Here is a 20,021-nt window from a genome sequence, read left to right on the forward strand (position 1 = left end):
TATTCATTATCTCCTAGCATTCTGAACTGAACCACCATAATTTTTATTAAGCTGATTTAGCACCAACTCATCAAAGCTCACATCACCATAAGCTTTCACGCCAGTTTTATCTCTCCCATACCATTGGCTTTTAGGCACCCCGGCGTTTATAAGTGCAGTGGAGCTCCTCGTATTCGCAATAATCCTTTGACCATCAATCACAACGTAATCAAGGGGCACTTGGCTAGGTTTTATTACCCCCTGCTTCAAAGCCTCAGTGAGATCGTCAACCGTTATTATATCGCGACCCGCAGCTTTCGAATAAATCTCCTGACCTTCCTTACTAAACTCTTTGGTTGATTTAGCCGGTATTTGTGCAAAAGCGGCGTCTTCTAGCGAACCTAAGACCGGGACTCTCTTCGCAACTCCACTGAATATCGTACTCCCCCCCCACGCATTCAGCAGCCCCTGAAGCCCCCACATGAACCGTTCGGTATTGCTGGCCACTTCCCCCGTGATAGGATTCTCACCATCCGCAGCCATGTAGCCTTGGCACCCTATCCCAACCAGACCAGCCCCGCCACAACCAGCCAAGAACAGCTCATTAGAAAGCCCCTGAAGCTGAGCTTTTGTGGTTGCTTCATTCAGACCGCTTCTTACTTTTCCTTCCGTCGCCTGCTCAAACGACGCCGGTTGTAGGATCCACTCCTCACCTCGATCCGTTGTGATCGATTTATCGGTAGCCACGCAATAGCCATTGGGCGAAGTGGCGCAGGAGACCACATCTCCAGGGTTAGTTGTCCAAACAAAAGCACGCGTGAAGTCGCCATCTTCTGCTATCGGCTCGTTCTTGAGAACGCTAAAGCCTTTGGCAATAAGCGCTGCAATGTCATCAGACAGGCCCTGGCAATGACTTGACGTAGAGCCTTTGCACGACGCGTCATACTCTTTCTGGAGCCCCGCAAGCGAGATCCTTTCTATATCGCTCAGATGATTGTTCTCAACGGCATTTTTCGCCGTTCCAGCCCCCAACGCAGCGTCAAAGGCACCGCCTCCAGCAAGCGCACCGGATAACCCACCGGCCAAAGTCGACAGGGCTGCGACGGTTTGCTTTTCCGCGTCCGTCATCTGATCACTGGACTTGCCTGGGTAGAGCTGACGGGCGATCAGCTCACCCGCAGTGGCGCCTGCAGCACCGGCCAGCGCCGAGCCTCCCTGCGCTTTTGCCAAAACAGCACCGAGCACGGCATGTGCCATCAGGTTGGCGGTGTCGTCTCCTTCCGTCAGCTGTTTAACGGCTTGAGCCAGGTAAGGAGCTGCCCCTCCTCCCACGATAGCTCCAATGTCTCCAGTCAGGATGCCTTGGACAATCCCAGCGACCGCCTGGCTGGCCTTTTGAAAACTACTGCCTGTTCCGTAATCACGCTGAACCTGTTGACTGATTTGCTCGGGCGTCGGGTCAGCTACACCGCTGTCGTTCAACTTTTCACGCGCAACCTGGTAGGCCTCGCTATTTGGATCTTGAGCCTCCTTGATTCTCTCCGCAGCAACCACGCTGCTGACTCCTTTCACCAACTCCACCGAACTCTTCACCAGCTCGATGCGCTCATTCATGGCGTCTTCATCAGGCTTGTCGAGCTTCTCGTTGGCATTGGCTGTATCGCGGTTCAACCCGACAACATCCTTGGCGCCCTCCGGGTTGCGAACGATGATCGTGCCGTCGCTCACCGCGCTACGTGTGTGGCTCTTGTCGGATTCACTTAGAGCAATGCCGTACAAACCACCCACCGAGGCGCTCGCCCCAGCACCATCGTAACTGCCCGAGATGCTGATACCTGCGGACTGAGCCTCGATTTCACTGACGTTCTTGATGTCGCGCGCGATGAGTCGGTCGGTGATCAGCGTGTTTTTATCCGCCGAGGCGTCGCTGGCAATCACACCGCCTTCAAGGGTAGTGGTCTTACCGACATCAACGGTGTAGCCACCGGTACCTGCGAACAGGCCGGTTTGCTCGGTGACGCCTTTGTATTCGCTATTCATCTTGCCGGCAGCCAAGTTGGCTGAGGCCGCTACGGTCGTGCCGTAGCAGAACGGTGGAACGCAAATGCTTGCGCCGAAACCGCCGCTGCTTTGCTTGCTTTTCTGGTCCTGGGTGTCCTGACGGGAAATGATGTTGAGGTTGCCGTCGATCAGCGCGTTGATTTCATCAGCATGAACCTGAGCACCCGCCAGCGTGGTGTCGCCGCCGCTACGCAACAGCAGCGAACCGGTATCGACCGTCGTGTTGACCTGCGTGACGGAACTGCCGTTACCCATGCCTTTTGCAAGCTGGGCACCGAGGTCCAGGGTGAAGCCGTTTTGCTGGCCGATGTTGAAGCTGGCACCGATAGCGGTTTTGTTGTTGCTGTTGCGGTTGGACCAGTCAGCGGTGTTCTGCGCACTTTCCAGAATGATGTCGTTGCTGGCAAGCAACGACGTGTTGGCCGCTTTGATGCTGCTGCCGATGACATGTAAATCACCATCGTTTTGCGCCGCGTTGCCATTGGCAATGATGGATAAAGTGGTGCCTGCGTTGAGCGTGCTCTGCTTGGCGGTTTGGCTGGCGTAGTCGCTGGTACTTTTGCTGTGGGTATTAGCCAGCTCGGTGCCAATTTTGATCAACGAACCATTACTGGCGGTGCCGCCCTGCTTGTCGGCGAAGCCGGTTTTCTGATCATTGGCGTCCGATGCCATCCCGCCGAGGTTGTAGGCCGCCAGCGCCGCCTGGGCCAGTTTCACGGCTTTGAGCCGAGGGTCATCGGCGTCCTTCGCGGCTTCGACCGACGAGCGAATGGTGTTGACCGTGTCGATGATCGCACCACCGACGACGCGTCCCACGGCCAAGCTGTTGGATTTATCGACGGTGCTTTGCGCCGCTGTTTCCATGCCCGCAGCGATGGTGACGTTCGAGCCGCGAAGGCTCATGTCCTTGGTGCTGACCAGATCGCTGGCGATGACATTGAGGTCCCCGCCGGCAACAAGACTGACATTGCCTTTGCTGGAGCCGATGGTGCTGCCGGTCAGAGTGGTTTGTGATGCCGTGCCGTTGTGTTTCTGGTTACTGATCGACAGATGCTGGTTGCCAGTGATGTCGTCGAGGCCCAGGTTGTTGCCCGTCAATACGCCCGTCAGGTCCCGATTCTTCTCCTTGTGCATTTGGGTACGGGAGAAAGTGTTCTCTGCCGCGTCGATGGTCAGGTCACGTCCCGCACGTACTGCCAGATCGTTGGTGCTGACCAATGCCGAGCCGGTGACGGTGGCATCGCGTTTGGCGATGACGGCGATGGTGTCACCCGAGATCATGCTGCCGACAGCGGTTGTCAGAGTTTCGGCCAACTTGTCCTGGACTTTGCTCGACTTCAAACCGCCCCAACTGCTTTTGCTCTTGCTGCGTTCGTGGCGAGCGCTCTCGGAGTCGGTAACGGCGACAATTTCCACATCATTGCCGGCATTGAGGCCTACGCCGCCTTTTTCGGAGATTACGTTGCTGCCTTTGATCATCAGATCATTGCCAGCGGTCAGCACGTTGTTGCCTCCGGATGTGACCGAGCTGGCGACATTGGTGACAGAGCTGGCTTCGTCGAGTTGGAATTTCTTCCCTGACGACGACTTCTTGGTCTTGCTATAGAAGCTGTAATCCGAATCCTCAGCCGATTGCAGCACCAGGTTCGCACCCGCTACCAGATAAGCCTCATCCCCCGCACTCACCCGACTGGCAATCAGCCCCAAATCCTTCCCTGCATTCAGCGTCACATTCCCACCGGCTGTCACAACAGTGGACACCTGTCTGACGTGGTCTTCCTGTGTAGTGACCCGTTTGCTTCTACTAAGGGAGTGCTGTTCATCCGCAGCCGAAGCCAGTGTCAAATCATCTTTGGCACTCATGCTGACGTCGCGTTTGGCATCGATCTGACTGGCAATTGCGGCGAGGTCTCGACCTGCGCTTATAGTCAGGTCCCGGCCGGCATCAAGCGTGGAGCCGTATTGAGTGATGCTGGAGGTCTGCTTTCCGAGAGTTGAGCTGTTGCGCTGCTCCGCCGTTGCGATACTGACGTCACGTCCAGCGTTGATGCTAGTGTCTCGCCCACTCACCAATACGCCGCCGTTACTGATGAAGTCCCGGCCGGTTTTGATACTCAAATCATTAGCAGCCTCGATACGCGCGGCACTGTCGACGTACTCTCGATGCAGATGCGTGTTGTCGCCTGTTGCAGTAATGGTGCGTTCATTGACCACATCACCCGCCGTGGTGACCAAGCTCACATCACGTCCAGAAATGACACCTCCTGCCTTGTTAACGATGTTATTACCCGCCAACAAATCCAGCCTGCCCCCCGCTTCGACCAAACCACTGTTCACCAAATCGTTGGTAGCCTTGGCACTGAGGTTATTAGTCGCACGCAAAGTACCGGAGTTTTTCAGATCCTGACCGGCAATCAAGGTGACATCCGCCCCCTGAATCAACGCCCCATTAGGCGCCAGCCGATTGTTGACCTGAGCCATATACAACACCGGCACCAAGACTTTCTCGCCATTCACCACGTGCTCTTCAAGCCAGACAATATCGTGGGTCAGCGCCGCGACTTGCGCTGAGGTCAGCGTCACGCCCATCGACAAGCCGAGCTCTTGCTTGCTGGCGATGGCGTTGTTCATCAGGTACTTGAACATGTCCTCGTTGGAGGTCTGGCCGTCGATGAAGCGCTGGCCGGTGCGGGCGACGACAGCTTCCTGGATCATCTTCTGCTCATAGAAACCATCGCCTAGCCGCTTGGCACTGACATCCGGGTCGTAGCCGAGCTTTTCCAACAGGTAGTCCGAGCTCATGAACGACTTGAGTTCGGTCAGCACCGGGTTGGTTTCGATCAGGTATTTCTGTGGGTTGGTTTTGAACGAGGTGTCCGGCAAGCCCTGAACCCGCGTGACGGTCTGACTGGCCGTAGGCGTGGTGACCACATTCCCCGCCAGCGGGACGAGGTTGGTGGTTGGGGTCGGGCTGGCGCCATCGACATTGACGGCACCCACTTGGGTGACGATGACAGCGCCGCTGTTGTGGGCCGGCATTGGCGTTGAGTGGCCGCTTTCGATGGGCGCACTGACATTGAGGGCACTGGCGCTGACATCGCTGTCGGTGGTTTGACGAGTGGTCGCGGTCAGTTGTCGGTCGCTGGAAGCTACTGGGACGCTCGCACCGATCTGCACGCTACGCGCCTGGGTATTCGGCAAATCCTGCTGACGCTGGGCCGTGCTGATCGAGGCGCTGCTCATGCTCCAGCTTTGTGGCCCGGTGTTGGCCTGGGTCACTTGCTGGGCCGATCCACCTTGACCACTCAAGCGAAACAGGCCGTTTTGCCCGGTGGGTAAGCTGAAGCCCGGCAGGGTCAGTGGGTTGACTTGTTGTTGGGCGAGATTGGGGGGAAGCTGGCCATTGATCTGTATGACTGACGGCGTTACCTGACCGCCGAGTTGGGTGGCGCCGACTTTGGAGGCACCGCCATTTAGAGTGACGCCTTCGCGAACGACACTGTTGGTAAGGTTCTGAGTTGCATTGATATGCACCGTTCCGCCAGCCTGTACAACGGCACTCGCGAAGGTCGAAGGGCCATCGTAGGTGATGGTGTTTTCGAAGAAGGCACCATTCTTGACGAAAGCGGGAGCGTCGGTGCGCACGCCGTCGCTGTAATGTGCAGGGGTAAAACTGTAATGCCCACCATCAAACTCTGCCCATATTCCGCCAAAGTTGAAGTAACGCATCGCTTCGCCCCCAGCGAGGCGTCCTCCTACGCGGGAAATGGACTCGATGCCCTGGCTGTTCCATACATGCAAATTTGGGCTGATAAAATCACCATCCCGATACCCAGCAGCTCCCGAGTCATAGGAAAGGTCATTGGCGGCGTTGTAATCCATGATTTGTCGCCACCGAGACAAATCCTCAGGGGCCGAGAGAGAGCGCCGCACGGTGTAATCGCCCACCGCCGCGCCCTGGTTGGTGAAGCTCTGCAGATTCAACGTCAGGTCGTTACCTGCGCTGATGGTCGAGGCGTTGTTGAGCAGCTCTCGACCGTTGCCCATAAAATTTCGACCTGCGGCCATACTGGCGGATGCGGAGTCCTGAACGATTTGTGAGCGGTAGTTCTCAACCCAAACCAGGTACCCGGGAAAGTGCGGTTGAAAGCCATCAAACGAAGAACACGAGTAACACTGAACCCCGATAGCACCTGATACGAACCCACCCGTAGCCTCGAACACATCCTTACGGTTCTCGATACGATCAGCAGCCAAGGTCAAGTCACCACCGCTCTCAATCGAGGCCGAGATGTTGGCAATCGAAGCACTCCAGCCATTATTGTCATCGCGGCTGATGCTGACGTTGCCAATGCCATAGACATCGGCATAACGGTTGGTGAAGGTGTTGACGCGCAGCGCCATGTCACCGCCGCTGAAGACCAAGCCATTCTGGTTCAGCAGGCTGGACGTAACCAACCGAAGGTTGCCGCTGCTGCCCAGGGTTCCGAAGTTATTGATTGAGCCGGCATCGACGTTCATTCCAGAAGCGGAAGTCATCCGACCATAGTTGTTGAGTTGCCCTCTGACATCGATCGTGGAGGTCCCGCCGCTGGCAAGACTGCCCGCACTGCCCAGGTTCATCGAGGCCGCCGTGAGTGCCAGGTCACCCCGGCTGCTATAGCGCCCATTACCGCTATAACTGCCGCTCAGCGTAAGGCTGGCCGTACCATCACTGGCAATCAGCCCCTCGTTGCTCCAGTTCCCCCCACTGCCCACCAGACTGCTGGATGCCAGCAATTGCCCAGTGCTGGTCTGGCTCAAGTTGTTGACGTTGACAGTCAGTCGCCCCGCCTGGATCACGCTGCTATTGGTCCAGCTATCGGCAGTCAGCGTCAGCCCGCCGCGCGTGACGAGGCTGCCACCGGCATTGGTGATGTTGGCTGTGGAGATGTCAAAGGTGCCGCTGCCTACATGCAACAAGCTACCGCCCAAGTTCTGGAAGCTTGTGGCATTGAGGGTCAGGTCGGTGTTGGCGGTTTCCAGGGTGCCGTTGCGGTTGTCGAACAGCCCACCAATCTGGAAGTTGGTCTTGCCACTGCTGCCCAAGGCACGCAACTGACCGGTCTGGTTATCCAGGCTGGCGGCTTTGATCGCCAAGGTACTGTCGCTTTCGATGATGCCCAGGCGGTTGTTCAAAGCGCCGCTCAGGTTCAGGTCGATCTGACTACCTGCAATCTGACCATCGTTATCACCACTGTTATCGAAATTGGCGCCGGTGACGTTGACCTTGCCCTTGGCGTACAACCCACCGTTGCGGTTGTCGAAGTTGCCGGTGATGACGGTGGCGTCGCCGGTCTGTGCGGAAATGCGTCCGCCGTAGTTATCGACTCCGCCCCGTGCGGTCAGGCTCAGGCGCTGGGCCTGGGTGATGCCGCCCTGGCGGTTGTTGTTCAGGTCGTAGCCGTTTTTCAGCACGCCGGTCAGTTGCGTGGTGAGCAAACCTTGCAGGCTGGCAAGGACGCCGCCACGGTTATCGAAATGGCGGCCCGTTACGGTCACGTCGCCGGCCTTGGCTTGGAGGCGGCCGCTTTGGTTGTCGACATCGCCACTTACGGTGAGCGTCAGATCACCCTGGCTTTGCACCACCCCCTTACCGTTGCCAAGACTGGCCGCATCGATTTGCACGCCACCGTTCTGGCTGTAGATCAGGCCATCGGCGTCGTTCTGCACGGCGCCGGTTGTGTTCAAGACCAACAGATCATTGGCCGCGACAGTGCCGCGATTGCGGTTGTCCAGGCCGCCGGTGAGCAAGGTCAACAGACCTTGGCTGGCGAGTTGGCCGCCCTGGTTGTTGATTTGCGTGGCGCGCTCGACCCGCAGCGGGCCGACGCTGGCGATCTTGCCGTTGGTGTTGGTCAGGGCGCCGAGCAGGTCCAGGGTCACGGCGGCGTTGCCGATCAGGTTGCCGCCGCTGTTGTCCAGGGAGGTGCCGGTGAAGCTCACGGCTTTTTGCGCGTTGACGGTGCCGCCAGCGTTGCCCAGGGTCATGGCGTTCATGACCAGGAGGGCGCCGCTGTCGATCAGGCCGCCTTGGGCGTTGTTCAGCGAACCGCCAGTGACGGTCAGGGTCTGGTCGCTGCCGCTGGACAGAATGCCGCCAGTGTTGTCCAGGCTGGCGGCGCTGACGGTCAGTTTGTTCTGGCCGACCAAGGCTCCGGCACCGCTGTTGAGCAGCGCTCCGCCGAGGGTGACGCCGACGTCACCATTGCGGCTGGAAAGCGTGCCGCTGTTGCGGTTGTCGAGGCTGGTGCCGTTGACCTGAAGCCCTTGCCAGCCGGAGATCAAGCCGTTCTGGTTGACCAACGTGCCGCCGTTAAGGCCCAGGCTCTGGCTGCTGATCAGCTTGCCGCCCGTGTTGTCGAGGGTGCGCCCGGCCAGGGTGAAGCTCTGGCTGCTGGAAACTTCACCGCCCTGGTTGTTCAGGTCACGCAAGCCATTGAGGGTCAGCGGACCTTTGGCGGTGATCAGGCCATTGCGGTTGCTCAGGTCATGGCCGCCGAGGTTCAGCGTGAGGGCTTTCTCGCCCAGCAGGCGACCGCCGTTTTGGGTGAGTGCCGCCAGGGTCAGGTTCATGTCGCCCTTGGCCGACACTTCACCGCCGTTGCTGGAGTCCAGCGAATCGGCGCCAAGGGTGAGGTTCTCCTGGGCATTGATCAGGCCGTTGGCGCTGTTGTTCAGGGCCATGGCATTGAGGACCAACGCGCCGCCCGCCAGCACGCTGCCGCCCTGGTTGTTCAGCTCGCCGCTGTTGAGTGTCAGCCGTTGCGCGGCGCTGATCAGGCCTTGAGCCTGGTTATCCAGTTGCCCAACTGTCGTCAGGTCGAGGTTAGCGCGACTGGTGAGGGTGCCGCCGTTGTTGTTCAGGCTTTGCGCCCGCGCGTCGATGCTGGCCGCGCCGATCAGGCCTTTGACGTTGTTCAGCGCCTGGGCAATGCGCAGGGTCAGGCCCTGGTTGCTGAGCAGCCGGCCGCCATCGTTGTTGAGGTTTTCAGCCGTCAGGGTGAAGGCTTGGACGCTGGAGATTTCACCACCCTGGTTGTTCACGCCGTTGAGGTTGTTCAGCAGCAACGTGCCAGGGGCGTTGATCAAGCCGCCCTGGTTGTTGAGCTGGCCGTTGTTCATGTCCAGGCTCAGGGAGGTGTTGCTGAACAGTTGACCGCCCTGTTGATCCAGGCCGGAAACCGATGCGGTCAACGCGCCTTGGCTGCCGATGCGTCCGCCGTCCTGGTTGGTGACTTGGGTGGCCTGGAGGTTCAGCGTGGCGCCGCTGTTGAGGCGACCGTTCTGGCTGTTGTCAAAAGCACCGGTGGTGACACTCACCGCGCCTTTGCCGCTGAGGTTGCCCTGCTGACGGTTGTCCAGCGCCGCACTGGTGAGCAGCAACGCGCCGTCGGTGACCAGCTCGCCGCCCTGATTGTCGAGACGCCCCAGGCTTTGCACGGTGAGGTCCGCCGCGCTGGACAGGCTACCGCCGGTGTTGGTCAGGTTGGCCGCGCGAACATTCAGCATACCTTCGCTGCTGAGCTGGCCTTGGGTGTTATTCAGGTCGCGGCTCAGGCTGATGCGCTGGTTTTGCTGGCTGACCAGGTAACCGCCGCTGTTGTCCAGGGAACCGCCATCGAGGCTCAGCTGCGTCTTGGCACTGAGCAGGCCTTTGCTGCGGTTGAGCAGTGTATCCACGGTCAGTTTCAGCGCTTGCCCGGCGAACACCTGGCCGCCATCGCTGTTGTCGAGGTTCTGGCCGGCCAGCGTGACGTCGGCATTGCCCGTCAGCTCACCGCCTCGGTTGTCGAGATCGTCAACATCGAGATCCAGCGCTTTTGTCGCGCCGATCAGACCGGCCTGACGGTTGTCGAGGCTGGACGCTTTCAAGGTCAAGTCAGTGGTGCTGATCAGCGTGCCTTGGCGGTTATCCAAGGTGGTGACGGTGACGTCGAGCCCGGCCTTGCCGGCGATGCTTGCGGCGCGGTTGTCCAGGCGATCAGCCGTCAACAGCAGCGCACCATCGGCAATCAGCGAGCCGCGCTGGTTGTCGAACAGGGTTTGCACGTTCAGGTCGAGTTGAGCACGGCTGCTGATCAGGCCATCGCTGTTGTCCAGGCTGGTGCTGCGGCTGTCCAACGACGCTGCGGAAATGATACCCCGGGCATTGTTCAGGGCCTGGGCGGTTCTCAGCACCAGGCCTTGGTTGCTCAGCAATTTACCGCCGCTGTTATCGAGGTTTTGCGCCGCCAGCGTGAAGGCTTGCTGGCTGGAGATTTCACCGTTCTGGTTGTTGACGTCCTTGAGGTTGCTCAGCAGCAACGCACCCGAGGCGTTGATCAGACCAGCCTGGTTGTTCAGTTGGCCCTGGTTCATGTCCAGGCTCAGGGAGGTGTTGCTGAACAGTTCCCCTTGCTGTTGATCCAGCCCGGTGACCGAGGCGGTCAAGGCTTGGCTGCTGGCGATGCGGCCGGCGGCGTTATTTACCTGCGTGGCGTTGAGCTTGAGCGTACTGCCTGAAGTCAGGCGCCCGCCCTGGCTATTGTCGAAAGCACCGGTGGTGATTTGGGTTGCGGCGTTGCCCGAAATCAGGCCCTTCTGGCTGTTGTCCAGGCTGGCGCTTTTGAGGGTCAGGGCGGCATCGGTGCTGATGGAGCCACCCTGGTTGCTCAGCCCGCCACTGCTCACGATCGACAACGCGTCGGCGCTACCCAGGTTGCCAGCGGAGTTATCGACGCTGCCTGCGTTGACGCTCAGTTCACCTTCGCTGCTGATCAAGCCTTTGCTGTTCAACAGCGCGTTATCGAGGGTGATCACCAGGCTGTTGAGGCTAGCGAGCGCGCCATCGGTGTTGTCCAGCGTGCTGCCGCTGAGCGCCACGCGGCCTTGAGCGTGGATCAACCCTTTGCTCTGGTTGATGACTTGAGCGACTTTCATTTCCAGATCGGTGCCGGCAATGAGTTTGCCGCCAACGCTGTTGTCCAGCCGTTGACCGCCAACCTTCACGCCAAGCCCCGCGGACAGCTCACCCGCCCGGTTATCGATCTGCCCGACCTGCAAATCCAGCGCTTTTGTGGTGCCGAGCAAACCGCCGTTGCGGTTATCCAGTGTGCTGCCGGTCAGGCTCAGATTGCCTTGGGCCACCAGCGCACCACCCTGTTGTTGCAGGGTATCGATGACGGCGGTGAGGTCGGTTTGGCTGGAGATGCGCCCGAGACCGTTCTGCACTTCGCCGGCCTTCAAGGTGAGCGGACCTGCGCTTGTCAGCAGGCCGCCGCTGTTATCCAGCCGCGAACCTTCGAAATTGATGCCAGCCTTGCCGGCGATGATGCCGTTGCTACGGTTGTCCAACTGATCAACCGTCAATTGCAGCGTCTTGTCGGCACGGATATTCCCGCCCCGGTTGTCGAGGGAATCGCTGTGCAACGTCAGCAGGTCATTGCCGGACAGGCGACCGCCACGGTTGTCGAGGGCGCCGGTTTGCAGGTCGAGCGCGCCTTTGGCCGCCACTTCGCCCAGGCCCTGATTATCCAGAAGGCCGCGAATACGCGCGGTCAGGGTGCCGTCGCTGATCACTTGCCCGCCATTGCTGTTGTTCAGACTGGCCGCCTGGATATCCACAACCTTGCCTGAACCCAGCACACCCTGGCGGTTATCCAGCGCGCCGCCGAGAGTAATGTTCAAGGCGTTGTCGCCCAGGACTTGGCCGTTACCGTTATTCAGGGCCATCGCGTTGAGCCGGGTCAGGCCCGCGCTGGAAATTTCGCCATTGAGGTTGGTCAGGGTCCCGTCGACATTCACGGTCAGGTCGGCATCGCTGCCCAGGGTGGCGCCGCTGTTGTCCAGGCTGGCAGCGCGTACCTCAAGGCCATTGGCCGAGATCAGGCCTTTGGTGTTGTTCAAGGCCTGGGCAACGACCAGGTTGAGGCTTTGCTTGCTGGCAATCGAACCGGCACTGTTGTCCAGGCTCGTGGCGTTCAGGCTGAAGGCCTGGTCGCTGGAGATCTCGCCATCGCGGTTGTTCACTGCTGCGAGGTTCTTCAGCAGCAGACGGCCCGGGGCATTGATCAATCCGCCCTGGTTGTTCAACTGCCCGTGGTTGAGGTCGAGGGAAAGACTGGTGTTGCTGACCAATTGACCGTTCTGTTGATCCAGACCGCTGACGCTGGCATCCAAGGCTTTAGCGCTGGCGATGCGACCGCCGGTGTTATTCACCTGGCCGGCCTTCAATAGCAGCGTGTCACTGCTGATCAAGCTGCCGCCCAGGTTGCTCAGGGTGGCGGCGCTGTCGATGGCCAGCGCGCCGATGCTGGATAGCTGACCGGCGTCGTTGTCCATCTCGGCCGCTTTGAGGCTGGCCATGGTATCACTTTTCACGCTGCCCTGGGCGTTGAGCAGTTGGCCACGCAGGTCCAGGTTCAAGCCTTGTCGGGCATACAGCGAGCCCTGGCGGTTATCCACTTGGCCCGCGTTGATAGTCAAGGCGGTACGAGTGGAGACCAATCCTCTACTCTGGTTGATCAGGCGTTCGAGCGTCAGGCGCAGGTCGCCATAGGCAATCACTTTGCCGCTGTTGCTGTTGTCCAGTTCGGTGCCGGTCAGCGCCAGGACACCCTGGCTCGACACTTCGCCGCCTCGGTTATCCAGCATGCCTACGCTGAGGCTGGCGGCCTGGGTTGTGGTGACGACGCCGCTCTGCCGGTTGTCCAGACTCACCGCGTTGAGGCTCAGCAGGCCGGCCGATGACAGCAACCCGGCCTGGTTGAGCAACTGCGCCGAGATGCTTGCGGTGAGCGCGCCGTCACTGAGCAAGCGTCCTGCCGTGTTATCCAGCGATCCGGCATTGAACTGGGCGCTCTTCGTTGCAGTGAGACGTCCACTCTGGTTGTTCACTTGGCCGCTGGCGTTGATGCCCAGCCCTTGCCCAGCGGCCACCAGGCCCGTGGTGTTATCCAGGGAGGCCACTGCCAACTGAGCATTCCGGGTGGCGGTGAGACGCCCGCCCCGGTTGTTCACCTTGCCACTGGCGTTGATGTCGAGCATCTGCCCCGCCGCCACCAAACCCGCCACGTTATCGAGAGAAGCGACGCGCAACGTGACATTACTCAAGCTGTTGAGTTCGCCGCTACTGTTGTTCAGTTGCCCGACATTGGCCGTGAGGTTGCCATTGCTGCTGACCAGGCCCTGACCGTTGATGAGCTTATCGGCGGTGACATCCAGGGTGCCGCTGCTCAACACCCGTCCCTTGTTCTGATTGTCCAGGGTCGCGGCTTTTACCGTGCCGGTTTGTCCAGCGCTCAAGGTCCCGCCCTGGTTGCTCAACGTCTGTGCGACATTGGCCGTCAGGTTGCGGCTGGCAATAACGCTGCCGCTGTTGCCGAGGTTCTGCGCCGTCAGGCTCACATCACCGGTTGCGTTACGGGTGTTATCAGCCTTGACCCCGGCTTCGATGATGCCGTTGTTGGTCAGTTGCCCACCCGCGTTCAGGGTGATGCTGTCCCGCGCCGCGAGGGTTTTCTGGTTGTTCAGGTTGCCCTGGGTCTGGGCGCTCAAGGTGGTGCCGGCGTAGACCGCGCCCTGGGCGTCAAGGCTGGCGGCCTTGACGTTGATGGCGCCGCTGGCCGAGGTCTCGGCCAGGCTCAGGCGGCCGTTGGCGTCGAGCTGGATGTCACCACCACTGGCGATCAGCTTGCCGTCCAGCTTCACCCCGACGCCGGCCTCGGTGCCCACCAGTTTGATGGCGCCCGCGTACATGCCGCCCAGGGCCGAGGAGTCGATGGCCAGTTGTGGTTTGGCACCGCCGTCGTCAGCGCGGGCGGTGGCATTCAGGGTGTCGGCGTTGACGTCGTTGCGCCCAGTCACGATGGTCAGGTTTTTCGCCTGGATCTCGGCGTTGATCTTCGCGCTGCGGGTGATGATTTCGAAGTGGTCGACGTTGTTGGCGTTGAGGCCCGCGCCTTCGATGGCGACGCTGCCCTGGTCGACTTGATAACGCTCCAGCCGGCCGTTTTCCACGATCGGTTTGCCGGTGCTCAAGGTCACTTTCGGGCTGTTGATAAAACCGCAGCCGTTACAGGTGATGCCGTAGGGGTTGGCAACAATCACCCGCGCCGATTGCCCCGCCACTTCGGTGTAGCCACGCAGCTGGCTGGGGTTGCCACCGTTGACTTCGTTGAGGATGGTGGAGGCGGCCACGCCGTTGAGGTTCGGGTTGCCGAGGATGATCCCGCCCAGTTGCGTGGACTGGGTGCGGGCGGTGGCGTTGTTGAGGATCACGCCGTTGCTGCCGACGTTGTAATCCGTGAACTGGTTGTGAGACAGACCGTTGCCATTGGGCCTGGCGATATTGACGATGGGCACGCCGTTGCCTGCCCGGTCGAGGCCGGTGCCCGGCGCACTGACTACGATACCGTCGGCCTGGGCCCACATCGGTTGCCAGAACATGACGTTGGCCAACAGGAACGCCAGGCCGCGCTTGGGCATGCCCCAGAACTGCTCGCGGGGTTGCAGGGCAGCGGAGGGTTGGCGGGCCAGGAAAGTGTATTGGCGATCGTCCATGTTCAGGTCTCGTTGCAGCAGAATTTGTTTAAAGGAGTACATCCACGCGGAAGTAGATCGGCGCTTCGCGCTCGGTCAGGGCGTCCGGACGTTCCAGGGAATGGGCAAAGGTGACACTGGCGTTCAGGTGTTGGCCGCGGGCGAACAGCTCCAGCGAGTTGCTCGACATGCGCCCGTGCTGGTCGCCGTTGTAGCGATCACCGCGAATCACACCCTGGTCATAACCGAGGCTAGTGCCGTATTCGCCAAACACCGGGCGCAGCCATTCCAGGGTCACCGGCCGGCTCCAACGCAGGTCGTTGCGCCAGTAGCCACCGCTGTCGCCGGACAGGGATTGGTCCTTGTAGCCGCGAATCGACGACCGCCCGCCCAGGCTCATGCGCTGCGGACTGAACAACACGTCCTCGCTGCGTTGGCCAGTCATCAGGCTGCTGAAGCTGAACGATTCGCCCCACACCTGGAACGGTTGCAGATAGCTGAGGGTGGCGGTGTATTTGCGGTAACGGGCATCGGCCTGGCCGGGCCCCGGATCGTTGTCACCCTGGGCATCGAAGGCACCGATGCCTTGCTGCATGCCCAGGTCAAGGTTGACGAAGGCGCTGCCGATGCGCCGGCCATGGTTGATGCCGAATTGCGCTTCGCTGAGACGGTTACTGCTCACCGCCAGCTTGCTGTCTTCGATGAAGTTATTGGTGCGCAGGTAAGCCAGGCCGGTGTTGAGAGAGGTCTTGCTCAGGGCGTCGCGATGGATCACCCGCTCGACCCGCAGTTGATGGTTCTGGCTATCGCCGGTCTGCTTGAAGTTAAAACCGTTGGCCGGGATCTGCGAGCGGTACTCGCTCTGGCTGTAGGTGTAACTGACGTTCCACCAGCCAAACGGCAGGTTGTAATAAAGCATGGCGTTGCGCGAAGTGTGCTGGTGATCGGTCATCCCATCGTGGCCGCCGCGCAGCATCAACTGGTCGGCCAGGCCCAGCGGGCTGTCCCACTCGAAACTGCTGCCCCACTGCTGCTCGCCCGTGCTGCGCTGGCCGTCGTTGCTGCGCGACAGTCCGGCACGCCAGGGCTTTTGTGGATCATTAGTCACACGGACTTCACTGCCGCCGACATTCTGCCCGGGGGTCAGCTCCATCTTGGCCTGATTCGATGGCAGGCGGTTGAGTTGGTCCACCATCTGCTCGATCTCCCGAAGGTTGACCAGGTCGCCGGTCTTGCCGGGAAAGGCCATTGCCAACTCGCGATCAGACAGCTGGCTGTTCTCGGCGCCCTTCAGGCCTTCCAGACGCCCTTCCACCACCAGCACGCTCAAATGCCCACCGGACAGGTCCTGCTGTGGCAGATAGGCGCGGCTGGTGACCAGGCCCTTTTCGATGTAGTGGTCGGTGATGACTTTGAGCAGTTCGTTAAGCTGCGGCACGCCCAGGCATTGGCCGATGTAGGGCTTGAGCAGTTCCTCGCGCTCGCTGGCGGAAAGACTGTCGGCACCCTTGAGCTCGATGGTCTTGATGGGGAAGCAACGGGTATCGACAGGTGCGCTCGGCTGGGTCGGCTTCGCCTCCTTGCCGGGCAGGTCCTTGAGTTCCTCCAGGCGACGGCGCTGCTCTTCGAGCAAACGGTTCTGGCGCTCGCGGATCAGGTCCGTGTCGCCAGGCGTGGGGGCGGCGTGAGCCTGGGTGAGTGGAGAAAGGCACAGCAAAGCCACGCACAACCTCGCCCAAAAGGCGGGTGAGGACATGTTCGATCCCTCGAGCAGAAAGCGACATCAAAATAGTGGCGCGATATTAATGAGCCATCATTTTGACGTCAACTAAATGGAGTTGGCTTTGAGGCTATTACTGAAACCATTCATCTGAAATCAGACGCCTTCCGTACAAAGGTACGAAGGATCCGGCGCAGAGGTGGAAACCTCCTACCAAAGGGACACATCACTCCTCAGCCAATGAACTTTCCACCCAACACCGGCCTCAACCCATTACCTGCCCAACAAGGATTATGAGGCCCTGCCATGAAAACCCTCCTGAAACTCACCCTCGCCGCCACCCTCACCTGCGCCCTGCCCGCCTGGGCCACTTGCACGCCTGAGGACGCGACCGCCAAGCGTGAGCAACTGGCCCAGGAAGTGACCAAGCTCACCGAGCAGAACCCGGCCAAGGCCAAGGAGATCAACGATGAGTTGCAGAAGATGGACCTGGAGACTGCCAGCAAGGATGTGCCGGATAAGTGCGAGTTGATTGATAAGCGTCTGAAAGAGCTGAAGAACGCAGAAGAGAAAGCCGGGTGATTCCTCAGAGCCAAGCATCGCCAGCCCCTGTGGCGAGGGGATTTATCCCCGCTGGGTTGCGAAGCAGCCCTGAATGCGACAACCCGGTGTGTCAGGCAGATTAAGTTGACTGTTTAAGGGGCTGCTTCGCACCCCAGCGGGGATAAATCCCCTCGCCACAAGTTCTTTTGAGTTCCCATAAAAAACCGGACTCAAGGTCCGGTTCTTTAAAAAACGCTAACGCGGCTTCACTCAGCCGCCGGCGCCTCTGGCTTGCGGCGCTTGAGCGGGGCCATGCCGTCCTTGCTGACCAGCGATGGAGCGTCGCTCTTCGGGCGGTTGGCGGTCTTGCGCTTGGTCGGGGCCTTGGCGCCGGTTTTCTTCTTGTCGCCCTTGCCGTCGACCTTTTTCTTCTTCACGCCAACGGCCTTGCCCGAGGCCTTGACCTTTTTCGGTCCGCCGTAGGTGCCTTTGACTTCCTTGATGGTGCGGCGCTCGAAGCTCTGCTTGAGGTAGCGCTCGATGCTCGACATCAGGTTCCAGTCGCCATGGCAGATCAGCGAGATCGCCAAGCCGTCGTTGCCGGCGCGGCCGGTACGACCGATGCGGTGCACGTATTCGTCGCCGCTGCGGGGCATGTCGAAGTTGATGACCATGTCCAGGCCTTCCACGTCCAGGCCGCGGGCGGCGACGTCGGTGGCCACGAGGATTTTCACCCCACCCTGCTTGAGGCGGTCGATGGCCAGCTTGCGGTCCTTCTGGTCTTTCTCGCCGTGCAGGACGAACGCCTTGTATTCCTGGGCCACCAGGCGGCCGTAGATGCGGTCGGCCATGGCCCGGGTGTTGGTGAACACGATGGCTTTTTCGTAGGTTTCGTTGGCCAGCAACCAGTTCACGATCTGTTCTTTGTGCTGGTTGTGGTCGGCGGTGATGATCTGCTGGCGGGTGGTGGAGTTCAGTTGGCTGACCGCGTTGAGCTGCAAGTGCTCAGGGTTGTTCAGCACCTTGGCGATCATCTCGCGCAGGCCCGAACCGCCAGTGGTGGCGGAGAACAGCATGGTCTGCTGGCGGTTGACGCATTCGTCCACCAGGCGCTGCACGTCTTCGGCAAAGCCCATGTCCAGCATGCGGTCGGCTTCGTCGAGCACCAGCACTTCGACTTCCTTGAGGTCAAGGTTGCCGGCGTTCAACTGCTCGATCATCCGCCCTGGAGTACCGATCAGGATATCCGGCACCTTGCGCAGCATGGCGGCCTGGACCTTGAAGTCTTCGCCGCCGGTGATCAGGCCGGACTTGATGAAGGTGAACTGCGAGAAGCGCTCCACTTCCTTCAAAGTCTGCTGGGCCAGTTCACGGGTCGGCAGCAGGATCAGGGTCTTGATGCTGACGCGGACCTTGGCCGGGCCGATCAGGCGGTTGAGGATCGGCAGCACGAACGCGGCGGTCTTGCCGCTGCCGGTCTGCGCCGTCACCCGCAGGTCACGCCCCTGGAGCGCGAGCGGAATGGCCGCTGCCTGCACCGGCGTTGGCTCGACAAATTTAAGCTCGGCCACGGCTTTGAGCAGGCGTTCGTGCAGGGCGAATTGGGAAAACACGGGTGCTACCTCGAAGAAATGCAAAAAAACAGCTGCATAGGGTAACGGTTTCGAGCGCGAAGGCCGAGTTTCTTTATACAAACGGCGGAAAATCTGTGCATTTTTATCAGCCGTTATTGCATCAACAGTCACTTGACCGGGCTTAAATGCTCTAATCGCCACGTCGCATCTTTATAGAAGAACCGTTTCGTCCATGGACATCAAACAACTCTGGGTCAACATCCAAGACCTCTGGGGTGCCCTTGACCAGCACCCGCTCCTGCATTCCAGCCTCGCCCTGGTGTTGCTGCTGGTCATCGCCCTGGTCCTTGGGCGCGTGGCGCGCTACCTGATCCTCCACGCCGCCAAATTGCTCGGGCGCCAACCGGCCCTGAACTGGGTCAACGACCTGCGCCAGAACAAGGTCTTCCATCGCCTGGCGCAGATGACGCCCTCGCTGATCATCCAGTTCGGCCTGCACCTGGTACCGGAACTGAGCAAGACCAGCATGATTTTCCTCGGCAATGTCGCCCTGGCTTTCACCATCCTGTTCATGGTGCTGAGCCTAAGCGCCCTGCTCAGCGCCATGCTGGATGTATACGCACGCACCGAACATGCGCGTACCCGCTCGATCAAAGGCTACGTGCAACTGACGAAGATGGTGCTGTATGTATTTGGCGCGATCATCATCGTCGCCACGCTGATCGACCGATCGCCCCTGTTGCTGCTCTCGGGTCTGGGTGCGATGTCGGCAGTGATCCTGTTGGTCTACAAGGACACGCTGCTGTCGTTCGTCGCCAGCGTCCAACTGACCAGCAACGACATGTTGCGGGTCGGCGATTGGATCGAGATGCCCCAGGTCGGCGCCGATGGAGACGTGGTGGATATCACGCTGCACACGGTCAAGGTGCAGAATTTCGATAAGACCATCGTCTCGATCCCAACCTGGCGCCTGATGTCCGAGTCGTTCAAGAACTGGCGCGGCATGCAGCAGTCCGGTGGACGACGGATCAAGCGCAGTCTGTTCATCGATGCCAGCGGTGTGCGTTTCCTGCACGACGAGGAAGAGCAGCGCCTGACCCAGGTCCGCCTGCTGACCGACTACATCGGCCGCAAGCAGGCCGAACTCAAGGCCTGGAACGAGGCCCAGGGCAACGTCGCGGCGATGTCGGCCAACCGTCGGCGGATGACCAACCTGGGCACCTTCCGCGCCTATGCCCTGGCGTATTTGAAAAGCCACCCCGAGATCCAGCCGAACATGACCTGCATGGTCCGTCAGCTACAGACCACCGCCCACGGCATCCCGCTGGAAATCTACTGCTTCACCCGCACCACCGCGTGGACCGACTACGAGCGCATCCAGGGGGATATTTTCGATTACCTGCTGGCGGTGATGCCGGAGTTCGGCTTGAACCTGTACCAACAGCCGAGTGGCATGGACTTGCGCTCCGGGCTGCTGCCGGCGGCGCTGGGGGCGAGCCACCTGCCGGAGCCGCAGAAGCAGGTGGTCTGAGCCTCAACCACCCAAGATCCCTTGTGGGAGCGAGCCTGCTCGCGAAAGCGGA

The 20,021-nt window shown here is 60.1% G+C and carries 5 protein-coding genes; 2 read left to right on the top strand and 3 right to left on the bottom strand.

Annotation, left to right across the window (positions count from 1 at the left end):
- Positions 1–6 precede the first annotated feature (6 nt).
- The gene (locus tag AC30D9_RS25770; protein WP_490145126.1) at positions 7–14,622 is read right to left on the bottom strand and encodes a two-partner secretion domain-containing protein; all 14,616 of its coding nucleotides are present in this window, start codon (positions 14,620–14,622) and stop codon (positions 7–9) included.
- A gap of 28 nt (positions 14,623–14,650) precedes the next feature.
- Positions 14,651–16,357, bottom strand: a complete 1,707-nt coding sequence (locus AC30D9_RS25775; RefSeq protein ID WP_490145127.1) for a ShlB/FhaC/HecB family hemolysin secretion/activation protein — start codon at positions 16,355–16,357, stop codon at positions 14,651–14,653.
- A 270-nt stretch (positions 16,358–16,627) separates the two neighbouring features.
- Between AC30D9_RS25775 and AC30D9_RS25780 the strand changes: the two genes are divergently transcribed.
- Entirely contained in the window at positions 16,628–16,903 is a 276-nt protein-coding gene (locus AC30D9_RS25780) for a hypothetical protein (protein ID WP_490145128.1), read from the top strand.
- A gap of 227 nt (positions 16,904–17,130) precedes the next feature.
- Here the strand turns inward: AC30D9_RS25780 and AC30D9_RS25785 are convergent, their stop codons facing one another.
- Positions 17,131–18,477, bottom strand: coding sequence for a DEAD/DEAH box helicase (locus AC30D9_RS25785; protein ID WP_134923247.1), 1,347 nt, complete (start codon positions 18,475–18,477; stop codon positions 17,131–17,133).
- Between the two features lie 193 nt (positions 18,478–18,670).
- On the opposite strand from AC30D9_RS25785, the gene AC30D9_RS25790 reads away from it, so the two are divergent.
- On the top strand, positions 18,671–19,969 hold the full coding sequence (locus AC30D9_RS25790; RefSeq protein WP_490145129.1) for a mechanosensitive ion channel family protein: 1,299 nt from the start codon (positions 18,671–18,673) through the stop codon (positions 19,967–19,969).
- The last annotated feature ends 52 nt before the right edge of the window (positions 19,970–20,021 follow it).

The sequence above is a fragment of the Pseudomonas sp. DF11 genome, from assembly GCF_058148565.1.

Bases quoted from the DNA above. Each gene is read 5' to 3' on its own strand.
- AC30D9_RS25770 (WP_490145126.1), bottom strand. From the start codon at position 14,622: ATGGACGATCGCCAATACACTTTCCTGGCCCGCCAACCCTCCGCTGCC.
- AC30D9_RS25775 (WP_490145127.1), bottom strand. From the start codon at position 16,357: ATGTCCTCACCCGCCTTTTGGGCGAGGTTGTGCGTGGCTTTGCTGTGC.
- AC30D9_RS25780 (WP_490145128.1), top strand. From the start codon at position 16,628: ATGAAAACCCTCCTGAAACTCACCCTCGCCGCCACCCTCACCTGCGCC.
- AC30D9_RS25790 (WP_490145129.1), top strand. From the start codon at position 18,671: ATGGACATCAAACAACTCTGGGTCAACATCCAAGACCTCTGGGGTGCC.